The sequence below is a fragment of the Caballeronia udeis genome (assembly GCF_001544555.2).
GTDB classification, from domain to species: domain Bacteria; phylum Pseudomonadota; class Gammaproteobacteria; order Burkholderiales; family Burkholderiaceae; genus Caballeronia; species Caballeronia udeis.
Map to the genome: position 1 here is coordinate 42,013 of NZ_FCOK02000034.1, position 19,030 is coordinate 61,042.

Genomic DNA, 19,030 nt, shown 5'->3' on the forward strand with positions numbered 1-19,030 from the left:
TTACAAAGGATAACTTAGGAGGTAAGCCTGGCGCCGCGCGTTTCCGGCAGCGTCAGCGCCGCAAGAATCACTACGCCGTAAGCCGCTGCCGCGAAGGTCCCAATCGCGATGCCCAGGGACATTTTCTGCGCGACAAAACCGATCAGAAATGGAAACGTGGCGCCGACCGCACGACCGAAGTTGTAGCAAAAGCCCTGACCGGAACCGCGTATGCGGGTGGGGAACAGTTCGGTCATGAATGCGCCCATGCCGGCAAAGATACCCGATGCAAAAAAGCCGAGCGGAAAGCCGAGGATCAGAAGCATGGTGTTGCTCATCGGCACACGGGTATAGACCAGCGCGATGACCATGGAAGCCAGCGAGAACACGATGAAGTTTAGCCGCCTGCCGAAGCGGTCGCTGAGAAATGCACCGCACAGGTACCCCGCATACGATCCGGCGATCACCACGGCGAGATAACCGCCTGTGCCGACCACGCTAAGGTGCTGCTCGGTCTTCAGGTAGGTCGGCAGCCACGTGGTGATGGCGTAATAGCCGCCTTGCGTGCCGGTCGCGAGAATTGCTGTGCGCAGCGTGGTGAACCAGATGCCGGGGCCGAAGATTTCGAGGAACGAGCTGCGGTCGTTGCTTTCAAGCTCGCGTTGTTTCTGCTGCTTGTGGACTTCAGGTTCATCGACCAGACGGCGGATCAGGATCACGAATGGCGCGGGCAAGATGCCGAGCGCGAACAGTGCCCGCCACGCAATGTCGCCGGGGAGGAACGAAAACACCAGCGTATAGAGACCGGCGGCGACGGCCCAGCCGATTGCCCAGCCTGCCTGCACCATGCCCACGGCCTTGCCGCGATCGCGCGGCCGGATGACCTCGCCGATCAGCACCGCACCTGCGGTCCACTCGCCGCCGAAGCCGAAGCCCATCAAGCCACGAGCGACCAGCAACTGCGTGTAGTTCTGGGCGAACGCGCAGACGAGCGTGAAAAACGCAAACCAGAGGATGGTGATCTGCAGCGTTTTCACGCGGCCGATGCGATCCGACAGAATGCCCGCCACCCAACCGCCCAGTGCTGAGGTCAGCAGCGTTACTGTGCCGATCAATCCGGCCTCGCCCTTGCTCAAGCCCCAGGTTGCTATCAGCGTAGGGATTACGAAGCTCAGGAACTGCGTGTCCATGGCGTCGAGTCCATAGCCTATCTTGCAGCTCCAGAACGCGCGCTTCTCGCTTGGGGTGGTGTGTTTGTACCAGCCGAACATGCCGCTGCTGGCGGGTTCGTCGGGCAGCGCTTCAACCTGCGTGCTCGCATAGCGTGCTTCAGTAGTCATGTTCTCTCCAGGGTTCGTGAGCGTGCGCTCAGAGCACAGCGAGCGATGAGTTGGGGATGTCGGTCATGAGCATGTGACCCGGCCGATGCGCAATCGCGAACGGCAACCGGGCGCTTTCGATCGCGCTTTGCGGCGTCACGCCGCACGCCCAGAACACGGGTATCTCATGTTCGTGAATGGAAACCGGTTGACCGTAGTCGGGCTGCATCAGATCTTCAATACCCAGCACTGCCGGGCTGCCCAGATGCACTGGCGCACCGTGCACGGAAGGGAACCGGCTCGTGATCTGGACAGCGCGCACCGCATGCGCACCGCTCATGGGACGCATGGAGACGACCAGCCTGCCGCCAAACGGCCCAGCCGCCTGATTCGTAATATTCGTGCGGAACATCGGCACATTGACGCCTTCATCCACATGCCGCAACGGGATGCGTTCGCGCGCCAGCATCTGTTCGAATGAAAACGAGCACCCTATGGCGAACACCACCAGATCATCGCGCCAGAGTTCGACGATATCGTCGGGTTGCTCGCACAGCACGCCGTCGCGATACACGTTGTAGCCGGGAACGTCGGTGCGGATATCGAGGTCGCGGCCCAGCGCCGGCACGTTCCACTGGCCCGGTTCGCCTACGCCCAGCAGCGGGCACGCCTTGGGGTTTCGCACGCAAAAACGCAGGAAATCCTCTGCATAAACGCTTGGGATGATGGCGAGATTGGCTTGCGCGAACTCGCCGCAGTGACCGGCCGTGGGACCGGTAAAACGCTTGCTGCGGACTTGCTGGCGGAAAAGGTGCGGCATGGTTCAGGTCCCTCACGAATGCAATGAAATGGCGACGAAACAAGTGACGAGATGCAGGTTAGGGCCGCAAAAAAAGTGGCGCCAGCGAGTTATTCCGCTCGCATGCGTTAAGATTTTCTTAACGGTTTCGTGCGGGTTTTCACGTAGCGGACTTGGCGCCCGCAGTCGAATGAACGGGTGCCGAGCGAGGCTGCAGGCCTTTGTGCACGGTGTTTTAACGCGCGGACGCAGGCGCGCCGAAGCACATGGGCTGCTCAGGAACATCCTGGAAAAAACATCGATTACGCAGGCGCACTTTTTTGGCGGAGTTAATAATTCCTCCGGGCTGCCGTTAAGCGAAAGAGCGGGCTCGTTCTCCCGCGCCTCTCCTGACCGCAGTTCCTTTCAACTGGAAAACAAAAATGAACCGTCTGTCCTTGCGCCAGAAGTTATGGATGCCGCTGATTCTTTCGTGGTTCGGCCTTCTTACGCTGACTGTCTGGCACGCATACCAGACGCGTGACCTGCAATTGTCCGAGCGTCACCGCGACCTGGGCGACATTGTCTCGATGTCGTATTCAATCGCCGCCGGCCTCGACAAGCTCGCGCAGAGCGGCAAGATGTCCGTCGATGCCGCGAAGCAGGAAGCTATCGCGCGAATCGGCGACCTGCGGTACGACGGCGGCGGTTACGTGACGATTGTCGGGTCGAACTCGGTCATGATCATGCATCCGATCAGCCCGAAACTGGACGGCAAGGACATGTCGGACTGGAAGGACGCCAAGGGCAATTCGCTCTACAAGGCTATTGCCGCGGCCGGCAGTTCCGCGGAAGGCGGAGGGTTCCTCGAATACTGGTGGCCGAAGCCGGGCGAGACCGAACCGAGCTCAAAGCTGGGTTATACGAAACGCTATAAACCTTGGGACTGGGACATGATCGCCGGTACGTACCAGGACGATATCCAGGCCGCGTTCTATCGCACGCTCCTGCATTCGCTCCTGATGCTGTTCGTGCTCGGCGCGGCCATTTCGCTGTTTGCGTCGCTGGCAATCAAGAGCGTGAGCCGCTCGCTTGGCGGTGAACCCGCTGCTGCTGCACACCTTGCGCGGCAGATTGCATCGGGCGACCTGACGGGGCGCATCGACGTAACGGCCGGCGACACGCAGAGCGTCTTCTCGGCGATTGCCCATACGCGCGACAGCCTGGCGGGCACGGTGTCGCGCGTGAAGGACGCCGCCGACGCCATCAAGCTTGCCGCAGCGGAAATTGCCAGCGGCAACGCGGACCTGTCGAGCCGCACCGAGCAGCAGGCAGCGGCGCTGCAGGAGACCGCGGCGGCCATGGACGAGATCACGTCCACGGTCCGCGCGAACGCCGACAATGCGTCGCAAGCAAGTCAGGTGGCGGCCAGCGCGTCGGCGCAAGCGCTGCGAGGCGGTAGCGTGGTGGACGATGTGGTCGAGAACGTGCGCGCGATTGCCACCAGTTCGAAGCAGGTCGCCGAGATCACGGCGGTGATCGACGGCATTGCGTTCCAGACAAATATTCTCGCGCTGAACGCGGCGGTTGAAGCCGCGCGCGCCGGTGAAAACGGCCGCGGTTTTGCGGTGGTGGCGGGCGAAGTGCGCAGCCTCGCGCAACGCAGCGCGGCGGCGGCAAAGGAGATCCGCGTGCTGGTCGACACGTCGCTGACGCAGATCGAAAGCGGTGCGGGGCTCGCCGAAAACGCGGGCAAGGCCATGGCCGATATCGTCACGGCAGTCAAACGCGTGACAACCATTGTGGAAGACATTGCTACTGCGTCGAACCAGCAAAGCGTGGGGATTGAAGAGGTCAACCGGGCGATCGCACAGATGGACGGCACCACGCAGCAGAACGCGGCGCTGGTCGAGCAGGCCGCGGCTGCGGCGAGTTCGATGAACGACCAGGCGCTGCGCCTGGGTGACGCCATGCAGTCGTTCCGGCTGACGCCTGCATGAATACACGCTTCCTCGAGACCTTCGTGACGCTGGCGGAACTGGAAAGTTTCCGGGCGACCGCGCGTGTCCAGCACGCCACGCCCGCGACCATCTCGCTACGCATCAAGTCGCTCGAGGACGAGTTGAAGACCCAACTGGTCGACCGGTCCTCAACGGCATTTCGTTTGACGACCGCGGGACAGAGCCTGCTCGGGCTCGCGCGAAACGTGGTGGATGCCGCGCGTGCGTTGCGCGAGGCAGCGGGTCAGGAGGTGGTGGTCGGCGGCAAGCTGCGGCTCGGGGTGATCGAAACGGTGGTGCATAGCTGGCTGTCCCACTACATCACCTATCTCAACGCGAACTATCCGAAGCTCGATGTCGATCTCACCGTCGATTCGAGTTCCGTGTTGCAGCGCCGCTTGCTGAGCGGCGAGCTTGATCTCGTCATACGGGTGGAAGGGATCGACAGTACCAAGATTGCATCGAGTGCGATTGCGAGTTACCCGGTGCGCTGGATCGCGAGACGCGGGCTGCTGTCGCGGCGCGCTGCCGGGCTTGCGCTACGCGTATTGCAACGGCCGATAGTCACGTTCGGCCGAGGGACGGCACCGCAGGTAGCGCTGGAAAGCATCGTGCATACGCTTGCCCGGCAAGAAAACATGCGGCCCGAACAAACGCGTATTACGTGCTCGCCATCGGTGGCCGCGATCGTTCAACTGGTGCGCGACGGATATGGCGTCGCCGGTATTCCCAGTCTTTTCGTCGCCAAGGAATTGCAAAGCGGTGAGTTCGTCGAGCTGCCGCTGAAGCCGGTTCCGCCGCCGATTGTCGTGTCGCTATGCAAGCCCGTCGATGCCAGCGTGATGGTCAATGCAGCGGCCAACGCCGCGCACGTTGCGTGTTCCGCCTACTCGAAATCGATTAAAAAAGACTTCCTGGAAGGGCTTTAATCTTTGGGCGACAGCGCTTCGCGCTGGAACACGACGGTTGGCTTGCCCTTGTAGGTTGTCGTGCGGCTTGGCGCGAATGCACATTTCCTGGCGAGTGCAAGCGAGGGTGCGTTTTCCGGCGAGATGATGCAGACGATTTCATCGTCGGGCCAGCGTGTATCCGCCCACTGCAACGCGGCACGCACGGCTTCGGTCCCGTAGCCTTGTCCTTGCGACCCGGACGTCAACATCCATCCGATCTCCGGCGCTTGATCGAATGCCGGGTCGATACCGCGCTTGTATTGCCCGAAGCCGACCTCGCCGATGAACTTGCCGCTGTGCTTCTCACTGACTACCCAATAGCCGAATCCCATCAATGCCCAATGCCCCGCGCTTCGAAGAAGGCGCGCCCATGCTTCCTCCTTTGTGAACGCAACACCGGTGACATGGCGCACGACCGCGAGGTCCGACCACATGGCGTAGATGTCGTCGAAATCAGCGCGTTGCGGGGCACGCAGGATAAGACGATCGGTTTCCAGGGCAGCGGTGGAGTGGGGCATGGGGAAACATGTGCGCGTGGATGGAGCAGGGAATATAACCGTTCAGGCCGAGACGGCGAACGCGAAGAGAGACGCAGCCCCACAACCGCGTCAAGCCATCGCGCCGCTATGCTCCGACACCAGCATCTCGATCAACGCGCTCAGGTCGCGCGTTGCTTCGTTACGCATGGTCGGTGCAACATGAAGCTCCAGTTCCGCGGGCGGCAGCGCCGGCAGGCCGTCCGATTCATCGAACGCGCGCCAGCACGCGGGCAGCGTCCGGCGATCGATGATCGTCACCGCCGCGCCGTGATTTACCGCAATGCGGATTCCGGTCGGACTCTGGCTCGTGTACACGAGTTGATAATCCCGCCCGATTGCGGTCAGCGCCTGCAATCCCCGTTGCCGGTAAGTACAGCTTTCGTCGAAGAGAGCGAGCGGCACCGGCGCATCCGCGCACAACTCGAAATCGTGATGCGCTGCCCACACCAGTTCCTGGCGGGCTAGGGGTTTTCCCCCGGCACGCTCACCGTGCCGCACGACCAGCGCCAGGTCGAGTTCACCCGCACTCAGCCGTTCCAGCAATTCCAGCGATGTCCGGCAATGAATATGCGGCCGCGCACCGGGGCGCACCGCATAAAACACCCGCAGCAGTTCCGGCAGCCATAGCTCCGCATAGTCTTCCGGCAGCCCGAAACGAATCACATTGCCGCGGCTGCCGCGCGTGAGCGAAGCAATTGCCTCGTTTTGCACCTGCAATATCCGCCGGGCGTGGATCAGGAAATTCTCGCCGTCGCTCGACAGCGCGAAATGACGGCTGTTGCGCATGAACAGGTGCGCGCCAAGCCGCTCCTCGAGCGTCCGGATCCGCAGGCTGATGGTCGATTGCGTGCGATGAAGCTGGCGCGCCGCCGCCGTAAAACCGCCGCTTTCAGCCACCACGACAAACGCACGCACGAGTTCCGCATCGAGTGAAGCGATCTTCGACCAATCGGGTTCGCTAATGGAATCCATCGGAAATACTCGCTTTCCAAAAGAAATTGGCCGCCAAAAGATCGGGCCGTCGTTCGCAGATTGTTGTTGAAGTCGATCCGTAAATCCACTCGCCAAAATATCGATTTGGAGCCTGCCGTGGTTCTCTCCGTTTCACTTGCCGATGCTGAATGCCTTGATCTCAGCGATATCGTCAACACTGACCGCTACCCCCTGCACGACCCGGACAGCCCGCGCCTGACCGAACTGGTGGCCGCCTGCCGCGCCGAGCTGGCTGCCAGCGGCAGCGCCGTGCTGCACGATTTCCTGCGCCCGGAGGCGCTGGAGCGGGCACGCAACGAGGGTCGCGCGCTGGCCGCCAAAACCTACTTTTCAACTCGTAAGGTCAACGCTTACTTTACCGCCGACGACCCTACGCTGTCCGACGCCGATCCCCGCCGCATCTTCATGGACCGCACCAGCGGTTTCGTGACACGCGACCTGATTCCGGCGGACGCGATTGTGCATCGCATCTATGTCGCCCAGGCGATGAAACGTTTCGTGGCGGACTGCCTGGGCGAAACGCGGGTGTGGGAATACGCCGATCCGTATGCGGGTCTCGTGCAAAACGTGATGCCGCCCGGCACCGAGCAGCCGTGGCATTACGACACGAACGAATTCATTGTTTCGATGATGACCCAGCAGCCCACCGCGGGCGGCGACTTCGAATACTGCCCGAACATTCGCACGCCGCAAGGCGAAAACTACGAAGGCGTCGGCCGCGTGGTACGCGGGGAAACCCGCGAAGCGATCAACGTCATCACGCTGCGTCCGGGCGACCTGCAATTGTTCAAGGGCCGCTTTTCGCTGCACCGCGTCACCCAGGTAGCGGGCGAAATCGAGCGCCACACGGCCATCTTTGCGTACTCGCAAAAGCCTGGCGTAATCGGACGGCTTGAACGGACACGCCAGTTATACGGCCGGGTTTCGGAAGCTCATCTGGAAGCCGAGCAACGGCTCGTTCGCGCCGACAGCCTGGTTGATTAACCCGTCGATTAACGCTTATAAAACCCCCACATGTCGATTATTCGCCCTACCCATCTCCCTGAAGATTGCGAACCCACGGCCGCGGAAATTGCGCAGATTCAACGTGACCGGCTGGCTGCCGTGCGCCGTGAATTGAAGAAGCGCGACCTGACCGCCGCTGTGTTGTTCGATCCCACGCACATGCGCTACGCCACCGGCTCGCGCAACATGCAGGTCTATTCAATGCGCAACCCCGCCCGCTATGTGTTCGTGCCGGCGGAAGGCAAGGTCGTGCTGTTCGAATACGCGGGCTGCGACTTCCTGGCCGAAGGCCTGGACACGGTGGATGAAGTCCGCCCCGCCACCGCGATCTCCTACTACTTTTGCGACGACATGCTCGGCCAGGTCACCGAGCGCTGGGCAGCCGAGATTGACGAGCTGATGACGCAAAGCGGCGGCGGCAAGCGCATTGCGATCGAAAGCGCGACATCCGCTGCAGCGTTCGCGTTGCAGGCACGCGGCTACCAGGTCTTCGACGCACAGGAGCCGCTTGAACGCGCGCGCGCCATCAAGGTGCCCAACGAGATCAAGATGATCCGCGCGTCGCTGCGCGCGGCTGAAGAAGGCGTGCGCAAGCTGGAAGCGGCGCTTGTGCCGGGCATCAGCGAGAACGAGCTGTGGTCGCATCTGCATCAGCACATCATTGCAACCGACGGCGACTACATTGAAACGCGCCTGATCAGTTCGGGACCGCGTACCAATCCGTGGTTCCAGGAAAGCAGCCCGCGCAAGATCCAGTCGGGCGAACTCGTCGGGCTCGACACGGACGTGGTCGGACGCTTCGGCTATTACGCGGATTTTTCGCGCACGTTCCTGTGCGGCGATGTGCAGGCCACCGCCGCGCAAAAGAATCTTTACCAGCTGGCGTACGAGCAGATTCATTCGAACATGGAGAATGTGCGCGCGGGCACGACTTTCCAGGAGTTCATTGCCCGGGCGTGGAAGATTCCCGAGCCATACCGTGCGCGCCGCTATTTCGCGCTCGCGCATGGCGTTGGCATGACGGGCGAGTATCCGTATATCGTGCATAGAGAGGACAACGAGGCCAAGGGGTATGACGGCGTGATCGAGCCGGGCATGACCCTCTGCATTGAAAGCTATATTGGACACGAGGCAGGCGGCGAGGGCGTGAAGCTGGAAGAGCAGGTCTATGTTCGCGACGACGGCCGCGTCGAACTGCTCTCGGACTACCCGTTCGAGGCGAGGTTGCTGGCCTGATCCCCGCAGACGGCGCGTCATTAAAAAACCGATAGCAAACCAACCCCATAGGTGCAAGACGATGCTCAAACGATTCTTCAAGGCAGGCATTTCGGCTCTGGTCGTGGTAACGGCGACCGCGGGCACTGCGCACGCCGCAGGGACTTTCTGCAGCTCGGGCAAGACCGTGCACTTTGCGGGCATTACGTGGGAAAGCGGCGCGTTTGCGACTGAAGTGCTGCGTCAGATTCTTGAAAAGGGCTACGGCTGCGCGACGGACGTCGTGCCCGGCAGCACGGCCGCCACCGAGACCGCGCTGGCGAGCAACGACGTGCAGGTCTGGGCCGAGCAATGGACCGGCCGCAGCGAAATCACGTCGAAAGCGGTCGCTGCCGGCAAGGTCAAGCTGGTCGGCGACACCCTCCCGGGCGGTACGAAGGAGGGCTGGTTCGTGCCTGAATACGTGATCAAGGGCGATCCGTCCCGCAACATCAAGGCCAGCGCGCCGGGCCTGGTTTCCGTCACGGACCTGCCGAAATACAAGGACCTGTTCGCCGATGACGAAGAACCGGAGAAGGGGCGTTTCCTGAATTGCCCGACGGGCTGGGACTGTGAGCGCGTGAATACGCGTTTGCTCAAGGTGCTGGGCCTCGATGCGTCATACACGAATTTCCATCCGGGGACGGGGGCGGCGCTCGATGCGTCGATTGAGTCGGCGTATCAGCGCGGCAAGCCGCTGGTGTTTTATTACTGGGGCCCCGCTGCGTTGATGGCGAAATACAAGTTCGTCGAACTCAAGATGCCGCCGTATAACGACGCCTGCTGGAAGACCCTGCGCGATGAAAGCAGCACGAAGCAATGTGCTTCGTCGTATATGGTTTCGCACGTGACGGTGGGGGTCTCGACGCCCTTCAGCGAAGCGGAACCGCAAGCCATTGACCTGTTCTCGAAAGTCAGCTTTCCGATGGACTTCCTGAACAGCACGATTCTTGAGATGACATCGAAGAAGATCGACGGCTCGGCCATGGCCACCACGTTCCTGCGCACGCACCCCGAGATGTGGAAGACCTGGGTGCCGGCTGATGTAGCGGCCAAGGTGCAGGCCAAGCTGGGCACTTGAAACGGGCCCCTTCCCTTCACCGCGATCCTTCTCAAGACGAGTGAACCATGACGTCCATCTTTCCGCATCTGTCGCTTGCCGACCCGATCAACGACAAGGTCGCCTTGCTGGTCCAGAACTATGGCGATGCCTTCCACTCGTTCAGCCTGGTCGTGCTGAAGTACCTGCTGGTGCCGCTGGAAAGCGGCTTGCGGATCATGCCGCCGTGGCTGTTGCTACTCCTCGCGGGTCTGCTCGCCTGGCACGCCACACGCAAGCTCTCGCTGGCCGCGTTGTTCGTGTTGCTGCTTTACGCAATCGGCGCGTTCGGGCTGTGGGACAAGCTGATGCAGACGCTTGCGCTGATGCTCGTCGCAACCGTGTTGTCGATCGTGCTGGGCATCCCGCTTGGCATCCTGTGCTCGCAGAACCGCTGGGTGCGCCGGGGCCTGTTGCCCGTGCTAGACGTGATGCAGACGCTGCCCAGCTTCGTGTACCTGATCCCGGTGCTGATGCTCTTCGGGCTGGGCAAGGTGCCGGCCATCTTTGCCACGGTGATCTATTCGCTGCCGCCGCTGATCCGGCTCACGGACCTGGGCATCCGGCAGGTGGATGGCGACGTGGTGGAAGCCGCGCGCTCCTTTGGCACTACACGCTGGCAGATGCTGATAGGCGTGCAGTTGCCGCTCGCGCGACCGAGCATCATGGCCGGTATCAACCAGACCACCATGATGTCGCTATCCATGGTCGTGATTGCATCCATGATCGGTTCGCGGGGCCTCGGCGAGGACGTGCTGGCCGGCATTCAGACACTCGATGTCGGCAAGGGCATGCAGGCGGGTATCGCCATTGTTATCCTGGCGATAGTAATCGATCGGATCTCGCAGGGTTACGGTCAGGAGCGGCGTGCACGGTTGGCGCTGAGCGCGAACAGAAGGGCTCGCGTGCAGGCTCGCCAGAGCGCGCGCAGCGCCGGTCTTGGCGAGCCGGAGGCGGCGGGCGACGTCGCGTCGCGTCGCGTCTGACACTCATCCATTCCTCTTGCGGAGCGCGAACATGACAGCTATCCGAGTCAGCAACGTCTACAAGATCTTCGGGCCGACGATGACCCATGCACGTGTTATCGACATGCTGCGGCACGGCGCGTCGAAGGCGGACGTGCTCGCCGACAACGGCTGTAACGTCGGCCTCAACAACATCAACCTGAATATCGAGGCCGGCCAGATCTTCGTGATCATGGGCTTGTCCGGGTCAGGCAAGTCCACGCTCGTGCGCCACTTCAACCGGCTGATCGATCCGAGCGCGGGCGAGATCGTGATCGACGGGGAGAACATCCTCTCGCTCAACGCGGCAGGGCTGCGCGAGTTCCGCCGGCATCGCGTGAGCATGGTGTTCCAGAACTTCGGCCTCTTGCCTCATGCAACGGTGCTGGAGAACGCGGCGTACGCATTGCGGGTAAGAGGTGAGCGCCATGATGTAGCGAACCAGAAGGCCAGGACCTGGCTCGGCAAAGTGGGCCTGGATGGTTACGGCGATAAATTCCCCGACGAGCTTTCGGGCGGGATGCGCCAGCGCGTGGGGCTTGCCCGTGCGTTGGCGGCGGACACGGAAGTGCTGCTGATGGACGAAGCATTCTCGGCATTGGATCCGTTGATCCGCACCGAGATGCAGGATCAGTTGCTCGAGCTGCAGAGGACGTTGAACAAGACCATTGTCTTCATCACGCACGACCTGGATGAAGCATTGCGGCTGGGCACGCAGATCGCGATCCTGCGCGACGGCGAACTCGTGCAGCAAGGCACGCCTGAAGATATCGTGCGTTTCCCCGCGAACGACTATGTCCGCCGGTTCGTCGAGCGGCGCGCCGAACGCGTCTCGTAACCCAATCAGTTAAGACGATTGACTGAGCGCAGGACAGGGCTCGTAACAAGGGTCCTGGATACACACGCCCGTACCGGGCGATCAATAAAAGAAGCGTCATAAAAAAGCAGGTCCACACCGGCGACACGCCGGGTCTATGGTTTTGGAGCCATCAATGAAAAAGCAAGCAATCTGCATGACTTTGTCATGCCTGTTCGTCGCGGGCGCGCATGCCCAAAACAGTGTGACGCTATATGGCGTCATCGACGAAGGGTTCGACTATACGAATAACGTCAACGGCAATAAAGCCTATGAAATGCAGAGCGGTTACGCACAAGGAAGCCGCTGGGGATTGAAGGGCAATGAAGACCTGGGCGGGGGCGTCAAGGCGATCTTCACCCTTGAAAATGGGTTTAACCTGAACAACGGACGGCTGGGTCAGGGCGGCCTGGAATTCGGCCGGCAGGCTTTCGTGGGCATTAGCGATGCCACATACGGAACGGTCACGTTGGGCCGGCAATACGATTCGGTGGTGGATTTTCTCGCGCAGACAACGGCCAATGGAAACTGGGCGGGTTATCTGTTTGCGCACCCGTACGATAACGACAATACCGACAATTCATTCCGCGTGAATAACACGGTGAAATACACGAGCCCGGCATGGGCCGGTTTTCAGTTCGGCGGCATGTATGGGTTCAGTAACGTCGCTGGGGGTTTTGCCAACAACCGGCTGATGAGCGTGGGTGCGCAGTACACCTACGGGGGACTGCTGATCGCGGCAGCCTATTTGAACTCGGACAACCCATCGGGCACGACGGGCGGCGCCATTTCCACGACCGACCAGAACTTCCTCGCGCAGCGCCTGCGGGTTTTCGGCGCGGGTATCAACTACACCATGGGTAACGCTACGGTGGGCTTTGCGTACACCAACTCGAACCTGTCCGATCCGACTTCCACCACCTATATCTCGGGATCGATCGTGCCGGCAGGCGGATCGATATCGTCGCTCAAGTTCAACAACTTCGAGATCAACGGCAAGTATCAATTTACTCCGGCGTTTTTTGTCGGCGCGCAGTACGTCTATACACGCGCTACCGATAACGCCAGCACCGGCACGGCTCACCCGAACTATCAGTCGGTGGGATTGATGGCGGACTACCTGCTGTCCAAGCGTACCGATGTCTACGCCCAGGCTGCCTTCCAGTCGGTCGGCGGCGACACCACCGGGACTGCGCTTGATAATGCCTACGTGCCGGGTGCGGCGGACGCTTCGTCCACGTCGAAGCAGGTTGTGGTGCGGCTCGCGATACGGCACGCGTTCTGAGTGCCGCGTGTTCGCGGGCGGCAGCGGAGGTCCGCGAACACACCCGCGGCAAGCTTCACATCTTGATGACATCCATCACGGTCTTCTTCTTGTCCTTGAACTCATAGATCGTGATGGCTGCATCCTTGAGATCGCCATGCGGATCGAACGCAATGCGGCCGATCACGCCGTCATACTGAGTCGATGGCATCGCGGCGAGCACTTTAGGGCGGTCCGTCGAGTCCGCGCGTTTCATCGCGTTGTAGATGACGTAGACGGCGTCATAGGTGAACGGCGCATACGCGTCGATCGGCGTATTGAAACGCGCCATGTAGCGCTTTTCGAAGTCCTGTCCCTTGGGCATCTTCGAGAGCGCGAGGCCCGCCTCCGAGCACGTTACGTTGCCAATAGCGTCACCCGCCAGATCGATCATCTTCTCCGTGCATGCGCCGTCGCCGCCCAGCACCTTCGCTGTTATCCCGAGATTGGCCGCCTGCTTGGCCAACGGTCCGGCGGTGGCGTCCGAGCCGCCGTACATGATGACGTCGGGACGCAAGCCTTTTATCTTCGTCAGGATTGCGCGGAAATCGGTTGCCTTGTCGTTGGTCTGTTCGCGCGTGACGATCGTGCTGCCTTTCGCTTTCGCAGCCTTTTCGAATTCATCGGCGAGTCCCTGGCCGTAGGCGGTGGAGTCGTCAATGATCGCAATCCGCTTCGCGTGCAGCGAGTCGAGCGCGTAATGGGCGAGTGCCGGTCCCTGAAGCGCGTCGGTAGCGACTACACGAAACGTGGTCTTGTAACCCTGCAGCGTGTACGTGGGGTTGGTCGAACCTTGCGAGATCTGCACAATGCCTGCTTCGCTGTAGATCTTCGACGCGGGGATCGAGACGCCCGAGTTGATGTCGCCCACGACAGCCACCACGCCGTCATCCACCAGCTTCTGGGCGACCTGCGTGCCGGTGCGCGGATCGGCGGCATCGTCCTGGGAGTCGAGCTGGAACCTGACCGGCTTGCCGCCGATCACCGGGTGCTGGCTGTTGATCTCGTCGATCGCCAGCCGGGCGGCATTTTCGCTGTCCTTGCCCATGTGGGAAAGCTGCCCGGTCAGCGGCGCGGCATGGCCGATCAGGACGACGGCCGGGTCCGCCGCGTAGCTTTGTCCACTGACAATCAGAAGAACCGCTACGGCGAGGGCAGAGCAAGCGGGACGCGAAAAACGAAGCGGGGCGGAGGAGGTCACGAGCGGATCCTTGGGGCTTGGAGAGTGAGCGGGGGGCCATCGAATGCGATTCAGCAACACGGACGGCGAATGAGGCTCAGTATTCAAACGCCAATTTGCGCCGTCCAACGACTAATTGTGTTGGACAGCAATAAACAAATCTAATGCCTCGCCGTCATTCAACATGGGCCAGTGCGTCGACCATGTAGCGGTGCCGAAGGCTGCGTCCAAGTACCGGATCATGCAGTTCGAGCTCGTAGCCCGCTCCTGCGCCTAGTTTGCCGAGCACGGCTTGCGTGCCGCAGAACATCGCCGACCCGGGCGGCATGGCGGCCGCACCGAAACCTCGTTTAATCAGCTCGTCCGGATGCAGCAAGCGGGCGAGCGTGCCCTCCTGGTACAGCGCGGGGGCGGCATCGCTTTCGATCCGCCAACTGCGCGCGACCAGCGAATCCCAGTGCGGGGCGACATCGGCATAACGCCAGAGCGCGGCGCCTACCGGCTTCGCGCACATCTGCTTCGACACGGCGACGTCGTAGCTTTCCACCCGGCGGTCCGTATGATCGGACCCTATGCCGACAAGCAAACCGTCGCTCGCGCTCTGGATCAGCACGACTTCGACCTCGCCGGATGAATGTGAGCCCACAACATGGATTGCGCCGTCGGTCGTCAGCAAGGCGGGCGAGACTATGTAGAAAGTGGGCACCGACGCCGGGCGTTTCACGCCGAGCGCTTCCAGTTCGCGGATATGGTGCTCGACGTCGTGCGCGTCGCGCCCCGCCCAGCCGGCGATGACCAGGCGGCTCACCAAAACCTCGATATCGACGCCGCCATCTATCCTGCATTCAAGTGTCTTCATCAGAACCTTTCACCGGGTGAATTCAATGAATGACAGTCTTGAAGAAGGGTGTGCCGATGTCCAACAAGTAAATGTGAGCCCACGTGCTCACTTTTTCTTGTCACGGGGGAATTCTTCCGGCGATAAACTGACGCAATGATTCGGTCGATGCCCGCCGCATCGTCAGTTTCCTCAGCTTTGTCACGCAACGCATCAGCCGGGGTGCGCCATGAATGTCCGCTTTCTCGAAACGTTTGTATGGCTCGCCAAGCTGCGCAACTTCCGGATGACGGCCGAGCACCTGCACGCCACCCAAGCCGCCATTTCCAGCCGGATTTCCGCTCTCGAGCAGGAGTTTGGCGTGCGTCTGTTCGACCGTGGACCCCGTGATGTGACGCTGACGCAGGAAGGCACCAAGGCGCTTGCTTTCGCGGAGCAGATCCTGAAGCTGAACCGCGACATGCTCGCGAGCGTCAGCGACCGTTCCAAAGTTGCGGGGCTGCTGCGGCTGGGTGCGATCGAATCGGTCGTGCATACATGGCTGCCGGATCTGCTGAAGCGGGTAAGGGAGGAGTACCCGAACCTGACGATCGAACTCACGTCGGATACCACGGCTAATCTTTCCGGGCATCTCGTCAACGGCAACGTCGACGTCGCGTTGCTGACCACGAACGTGACCGGCAGCGACGCAGTCAACATTCCGCTTGGGACGCTCCCCATGCGATGGGTGGCGAGCCCCTCACTCAACCTGTCAGCTGAAGCGCTCTCGGAGGCGGAACTGGCCGCGTTTCCCATCGTCAGTTTTGCGCGGCACTCGGCGCCGCATGGCTTCCTCACCGAGTTGTTCGCGGCCAGCGGCGAGACCACCGTTCAGATCAACTGCGTCTCGTCCGTGGCCGCGATCATTCGCCTTGTCGTCGACGGGTTCGGCATAGCCGTGCTGCCGAGCGCATTTGTCATGCACGAGTTGCAGTCGGGACGGCTGCAATTGCTGCAGGTGACGCACCGCGTTCCCGCGCTCCCGCTCGTCGCCGCGTTCAGGCGCAGCCCGGACAGCCTGCTGTGCGAATCCATCACGCGCCTGGCGTTGCAGGTCGTACGCGATTTCAGCCTCGCCAACGGCCCCGAGTTCGCGCTGTTTCCCAACGCGGCTGATACGCCGGTTTCATCGTCAACCCCTCCCGCCTCGCCAAAAAATGCCGACTGATTCTTACCCCTCCCTCACGATTGAACCGCTCAGCGCCGAGGCTTTCAACGCCTATGGCTGGATGCTGGGCAAACCGCTTAAAAGCGATGGCCACGCTCCCGCGTACACCAGTCCGGCTTCGGATTTCTGGCGCGAACATCTCTTCGATACCGGCGTGGCGGGGGAAACCGAAGTCCTGTGGGTCAAGTACAGAAACGCTGACGAAACGGTCGCAAGCCTCGAAACCCATTGGCTGACGCAGCAAGCCATCGTGCCGTTGACCGGGCCTGTCATCCAGATCGTCGCAACAAGCACGGAGGGCGGCCAACCCGATATGGAATCGCTGCGCGCGTTCTGGGTGCCGCAAGGCGAAGGGGTCTGCATGCGGCCACACTGCTGGCACGCAACGCGGGTACTTCAACGCAACGGCGAGTCGACATGCCTGATGCTTACCCGACGCTCGACGACCTACGACCTGGTGGTGCATCTGGAGACCGGAGCGCCCGCGTGCGAGAGCGCAATCAAGCCGATTCCGACCCATCGGTTAGCGGGTCTGCCGAATAGCCGCTAGCCAGGACCCATACAGGTCTGCGTCAGCCCCTCAAGCCCGCTTCAACCTCTCGGGCTTTTCCACTGCCGCCAATTGTTCGTCATGGGTTTTGCGCAGCACCTCAACGAACTCCAGCGTCAAACGCGCCCGCGGCTGATGCGGCGGAAATAGCAGATAAGTCGGAAACACGACCGCCGGCGTGAACGGCCGGATCACGATACTGGGACCTGCAAAATCCTGCGCAACAATGGGATGCGCCAGCGTCACGCCCATGCCGCAGCGGACCATCTCGCAACAGATCGCGGAGTACTGCGCTTCGATCGCGAGCACCCGTTCGACTCCCGCGCGTTCGAACGCCTCGTCCATCTGCGCGCGCGTGCCGTCGCCGTGGCACAAGGAGACAAACCTCTCGCCCTCGAGATCCTTGGGCTTGAGCGTCGCTTTCTTCGCCAGCCGATGACCTGCCGGCAATACACATACCGCAGCCACCTTCGATAACAACTCGATCTCGCAATTGGACGCTTCGCTGGTATAAACCGCGACCCCGAGATCGCAGAACTGCGAACTCGTCCAATGATTGACGGTGCCTGAGGTGTTCACGTGCAACGAGATGGTGACTTCAGGGTGCAAGGCCTGGAAGCGCTGGATTGCATGCGGCACGAGGGTCAATCCCGCTGACGGCATTGCTGCAATGCGCAATCGCCCGGTCCCCAGGTTCTTGATCTGCGCCGCCGCATTCGTCAGCCCCTGCAGGCCCACATACGCACGCTCCACCTCGCGAAAAAACGCATTGCCTTCGCTCGTGGGAATCAGCCGGACGCCGCTGCGCAGGAACAGCAGCAACCCGGTCTCGCGTTCCAGTTGCGTGATCAGGCGGCTGATATTAGGTTGCGATGTGAACAATTCCTTGGCCGCAGCGGTCATGGAACCCGCCAGCATGACCGCCCGGAACGCCTCTATGTGCTTAAGATTCATTGAATGAAACCCATATCAGCCTTGTATAGCTAGTTATTTTATTCGTATTGGACGATATGCCTTGCGACGAACAGAATAATTTCGCTTGGAAGCCCCCTTCCGCAACCGTCCGACCCTGCACAGTCTGGAGACACTGATGAAACAACTGCAGCAAAGCCATTGCTCGTCGTCTTCTCGTTCGTATCTGCGGCCCCTGCTGGCCGCGCTCGGCTGCGCCGGGGCGTTGTCAGGGTCGCTGCCGGCGCACGCTGAAATCACGCTGTATGTGGCGAACGTCGGCGGGTCGAACGAGACCATGTACCGCGAGAAGATCATCCCGCCGTTCGAGAAGGCGCACGACGTCAAGATCGTCTACGTTGCGGGTAATTCCAGCGACACGCTCGCGAAATTGCAGGCACAGAAAGGGCATCAGCAAATCAATGTCGCGGTGATGGATGACGGCCCGATGTACCAGGCGATGCAGATGGGCTTGTGCGCGAAGGTCGAGGAAGCACCGGTGATGAAGGATCTGTATCCGCTCGCGCGGCTCGGTCCCACGGCGGTGGGTGTCGGTATGGTCGCAACAGGGATTGGTTATAACGCCGATGCCTTCAAGAAGATGGGCCTGCCCGCGCCGGATTCCTGGAGCGTGCTGTACGACAAGCGCCTGAAGGGCAAGCTCGGCATGCCGCCTATCACCAACACTTATGGCCTGCATACGCTGGTGATGCTGGCGCGTTTGAACGGCGGCGGCGAGAAGAATATCGACCCGGGGTTTACCGCCATGTCCAAGCAGGTTGCGCCGGATGTGCTGTCGTGGGCGCCCACGCCGGGTGAGATGGACGGGCTGATGCAAAGCGGCGATGTGATCCTCGCGCCGTATGGCAGCGGCCGTGCCGTTGCGCTGCAAAATACGGGTTTCCCGCTGAAGTTCTTCTATCCGAAAGAAGGCGGTGTCGCGTTGCAGGTCGGCGCTTGCGCGATGGCCGAAAACGCCCAGCCCGCGTTGTCGCAACAGTTCATCCAGTACCTGTTGAGCCCGCAAGTGCAGATGATCCAGGCGCAGGCGATCGGCCTCGGCCCGGTCAACAAGACCGTGCAACTGACGCCGGAAGTGGCGGCGCGCGTGCCGTATGGTCCTGATCAGATTTCGAAGCTCGTTGCAGTGGACTGGACGACGATCAACCAGCACCGGACCGAGTGGACCGAACGCTGGAATCGCAGCGTGGAGCGGTGAGCTGCA

Annotated in this window: 18 protein-coding genes; 11 read left to right on the forward strand and 7 right to left on the reverse strand. The window is 61.3% G+C overall.

Annotated features, from left to right (window positions below; all coding sequences use genetic code 11):
- Positions 1-14: 14 nt before the first annotated feature.
- Together AWB69_RS22970 and AWB69_RS22975 are read right to left on the reverse strand one after the other, a co-directional pair.
- Positions 15-1,319, reverse strand: coding sequence for an MFS transporter (locus tag AWB69_RS22970; RefSeq protein ID WP_062089053.1), 1,305 nt, complete (start codon positions 1,317-1,319; stop codon positions 15-17).
- A gap of 28 nt (positions 1,320-1,347) precedes the next feature.
- Positions 1,348-2,118 (reverse strand): putative hydro-lyase, encoded by a 771-nt coding sequence (locus tag AWB69_RS22975; RefSeq protein ID WP_062089055.1) that lies wholly within the window; start codon positions 2,116-2,118, stop codon positions 1,348-1,350.
- 401 nt (positions 2,119-2,519) lie between these two features.
- Here AWB69_RS22975 and AWB69_RS22980 point away from each other — a divergent pair, with 401 nt between their 5' ends.
- Positions 2,520-4,076 (forward strand): methyl-accepting chemotaxis protein, encoded by a 1,557-nt coding sequence (locus AWB69_RS22980; protein ID WP_062089056.1) that lies wholly within the window; start codon positions 2,520-2,522, stop codon positions 4,074-4,076.
- The gene (locus tag AWB69_RS22985; RefSeq protein ID WP_062089058.1) at positions 4,073-5,005 is read left to right on the forward strand and encodes a LysR family transcriptional regulator; all 933 of its coding nucleotides are present in this window, start codon (positions 4,073-4,075) and stop codon (positions 5,003-5,005) included. The genes AWB69_RS22980 and AWB69_RS22985 overlap by 4 nt, the downstream gene beginning before the upstream one ends.
- On the opposite strand, the gene AWB69_RS22990 is transcribed toward AWB69_RS22985, so the two are convergent.
- Together AWB69_RS22990 and AWB69_RS22995 are read right to left on the reverse strand one after the other, a co-directional pair.
- Positions 5,002-5,544 carry a GNAT family N-acetyltransferase gene (locus AWB69_RS22990; protein WP_062089060.1) on the reverse strand — a complete coding sequence of 181 codons (543 nt, stop codon included), beginning with the start codon at positions 5,542-5,544 and terminating at the stop codon, positions 5,002-5,004. The two genes, AWB69_RS22985 and AWB69_RS22990, sit on opposite strands and share 4 nt — an antisense overlap.
- A gap of 90 nt (positions 5,545-5,634) precedes the next feature.
- A complete protein-coding gene (locus tag AWB69_RS22995; RefSeq protein ID WP_062089062.1) occupies positions 5,635-6,537 on the reverse strand; it encodes a LysR substrate-binding domain-containing protein in 903 nt (300 codons plus the stop codon).
- A 117-nt stretch (positions 6,538-6,654) separates the two neighbouring features.
- Between AWB69_RS22995 and AWB69_RS23000 the strand changes: the two genes are divergently transcribed.
- The 6 genes from AWB69_RS23000 (at position 6,655) to AWB69_RS23025 (ending at position 13,061) form a co-directional block, all read left to right on the forward strand.
- A complete protein-coding gene (locus tag AWB69_RS23000; RefSeq protein ID WP_062089064.1) occupies positions 6,655-7,542 on the forward strand; it encodes a HalD/BesD family halogenase in 888 nt (295 codons plus the stop codon).
- 30 nt (positions 7,543-7,572) lie between these two features.
- A complete protein-coding gene (locus AWB69_RS23005) occupies positions 7,573-8,799 on the forward strand; it encodes a M24 family metallopeptidase (RefSeq protein WP_062089066.1) in 1,227 nt (408 codons plus the stop codon).
- A gap of 61 nt (positions 8,800-8,860) precedes the next feature.
- Positions 8,861-9,898, forward strand: coding sequence for an ABC transporter substrate-binding protein (locus AWB69_RS23010; protein WP_063977882.1), 1,038 nt, complete (start codon positions 8,861-8,863; stop codon positions 9,896-9,898).
- 47 nt (positions 9,899-9,945) lie between these two features.
- Complete coding sequence (locus AWB69_RS23015) at positions 9,946-10,902, forward strand: ABC transporter permease (protein WP_062089068.1); 957 nt, start codon at positions 9,946-9,948, stop codon at positions 10,900-10,902.
- Positions 10,903-10,933: 31 nt separating this feature from the next.
- Positions 10,934-11,758: a quaternary amine ABC transporter ATP-binding protein gene (locus AWB69_RS23020; RefSeq protein WP_062089069.1), complete on the forward strand. Its 825-nt coding sequence runs from the start codon at positions 10,934-10,936 to the stop codon at positions 11,756-11,758.
- A 154-nt stretch (positions 11,759-11,912) separates the two neighbouring features.
- On the forward strand, positions 11,913-13,061 hold the full coding sequence (locus tag AWB69_RS23025) for a porin (RefSeq protein ID WP_062089072.1): 1,149 nt from the start codon (positions 11,913-11,915) through the stop codon (positions 13,059-13,061).
- Positions 13,062-13,116: 55 nt separating this feature from the next.
- Here the strand turns inward: AWB69_RS23025 and AWB69_RS23030 are convergent, their stop codons facing one another.
- Both AWB69_RS23030 and AWB69_RS23035 read right to left on the reverse strand, forming a co-directional pair.
- Entirely contained in the window at positions 13,117-14,214 is a 1,098-nt protein-coding gene (locus tag AWB69_RS23030) for a branched-chain amino acid ABC transporter substrate-binding protein (RefSeq protein ID WP_062089162.1), read from the reverse strand.
- Positions 14,215-14,434: 220 nt separating this feature from the next.
- Positions 14,435-15,118, reverse strand: a complete 684-nt coding sequence (locus AWB69_RS23035) for a DUF2848 domain-containing protein (RefSeq protein WP_062089074.1) — start codon at positions 15,116-15,118, stop codon at positions 14,435-14,437.
- A gap of 208 nt (positions 15,119-15,326) precedes the next feature.
- Here AWB69_RS23035 and AWB69_RS23040 point away from each other — a divergent pair, with 208 nt between their 5' ends.
- Together AWB69_RS23040 and AWB69_RS23045 are read left to right on the forward strand one after the other, a co-directional pair.
- Positions 15,327-16,304 (forward strand): LysR family transcriptional regulator, encoded by a 978-nt coding sequence (locus AWB69_RS23040; protein WP_062089075.1) that lies wholly within the window; start codon positions 15,327-15,329, stop codon positions 16,302-16,304.
- Positions 16,294-16,854 (forward strand): ureidoglycolate lyase, encoded by a 561-nt coding sequence (locus AWB69_RS23045; RefSeq protein WP_062089077.1) that lies wholly within the window; start codon positions 16,294-16,296, stop codon positions 16,852-16,854. The genes AWB69_RS23040 and AWB69_RS23045 overlap by 11 nt, the downstream gene beginning before the upstream one ends.
- Before the next feature lie 30 nt (positions 16,855-16,884).
- Here the strand turns inward: AWB69_RS23045 and AWB69_RS23050 are convergent, their stop codons facing one another.
- On the reverse strand, positions 16,885-17,808 hold the full coding sequence (locus tag AWB69_RS23050; RefSeq protein ID WP_062089079.1) for a LysR substrate-binding domain-containing protein: 924 nt from the start codon (positions 17,806-17,808) through the stop codon (positions 16,885-16,887).
- A 136-nt stretch (positions 17,809-17,944) separates the two neighbouring features.
- Here AWB69_RS23050 and AWB69_RS23055 point away from each other — a divergent pair, with 136 nt between their 5' ends.
- Positions 17,945-19,024, forward strand: coding sequence for an ABC transporter substrate-binding protein (locus tag AWB69_RS23055; protein WP_062089081.1), 1,080 nt, complete (start codon positions 17,945-17,947; stop codon positions 19,022-19,024).
- Positions 19,025-19,030 lie beyond the last annotated feature (6 nt).

Excerpts from the sequence above, each read along its gene's own strand:
- AWB69_RS22970 (WP_062089053.1), bottom strand. The coding sequence starts at position 1,319 with ATGACTACTGAAGCACGCTATGCGAGCACGCAGGTTGAAGCGCTGCCC.
- AWB69_RS22975 (WP_062089055.1), bottom strand. The coding sequence starts at position 2,118 with ATGCCGCACCTTTTCCGCCAGCAAGTCCGCAGCAAGCGTTTTACCGGT.
- AWB69_RS22980 (WP_062089056.1), top strand. The coding sequence starts at position 2,520 with ATGAACCGTCTGTCCTTGCGCCAGAAGTTATGGATGCCGCTGATTCTT.
- AWB69_RS22985 (WP_062089058.1), top strand. The coding sequence starts at position 4,073 with ATGAATACACGCTTCCTCGAGACCTTCGTGACGCTGGCGGAACTGGAA.
- AWB69_RS22990 (WP_062089060.1), bottom strand. The coding sequence starts at position 5,544 with ATGCCCCACTCCACCGCTGCCCTGGAAACCGATCGTCTTATCCTGCGT.
- AWB69_RS22995 (WP_062089062.1), bottom strand. The coding sequence starts at position 6,537 with ATGGATTCCATTAGCGAACCCGATTGGTCGAAGATCGCTTCACTCGAT.
- AWB69_RS23005 (WP_062089066.1), top strand. The coding sequence starts at position 7,573 with ATGTCGATTATTCGCCCTACCCATCTCCCTGAAGATTGCGAACCCACG.
- AWB69_RS23010 (WP_063977882.1), top strand. The coding sequence starts at position 8,861 with ATGCTCAAACGATTCTTCAAGGCAGGCATTTCGGCTCTGGTCGTGGTA.
- AWB69_RS23015 (WP_062089068.1), top strand. The coding sequence starts at position 9,946 with ATGACGTCCATCTTTCCGCATCTGTCGCTTGCCGACCCGATCAACGAC.
- AWB69_RS23020 (WP_062089069.1), top strand. The coding sequence starts at position 10,934 with ATGACAGCTATCCGAGTCAGCAACGTCTACAAGATCTTCGGGCCGACG.
- AWB69_RS23025 (WP_062089072.1), top strand. The coding sequence starts at position 11,913 with ATGAAAAAGCAAGCAATCTGCATGACTTTGTCATGCCTGTTCGTCGCG.
- AWB69_RS23035 (WP_062089074.1), bottom strand. The coding sequence starts at position 15,118 with ATGAAGACACTTGAATGCAGGATAGATGGCGGCGTCGATATCGAGGTT.
- AWB69_RS23040 (WP_062089075.1), top strand. The coding sequence starts at position 15,327 with ATGAATGTCCGCTTTCTCGAAACGTTTGTATGGCTCGCCAAGCTGCGC.
- AWB69_RS23045 (WP_062089077.1), top strand. The coding sequence starts at position 16,294 with ATGCCGACTGATTCTTACCCCTCCCTCACGATTGAACCGCTCAGCGCC.
- AWB69_RS23050 (WP_062089079.1), bottom strand. The coding sequence starts at position 17,808 with ATGAATCTTAAGCACATAGAGGCGTTCCGGGCGGTCATGCTGGCGGGT.
- AWB69_RS23055 (WP_062089081.1), top strand. The coding sequence starts at position 17,945 with ATGAAACAACTGCAGCAAAGCCATTGCTCGTCGTCTTCTCGTTCGTAT.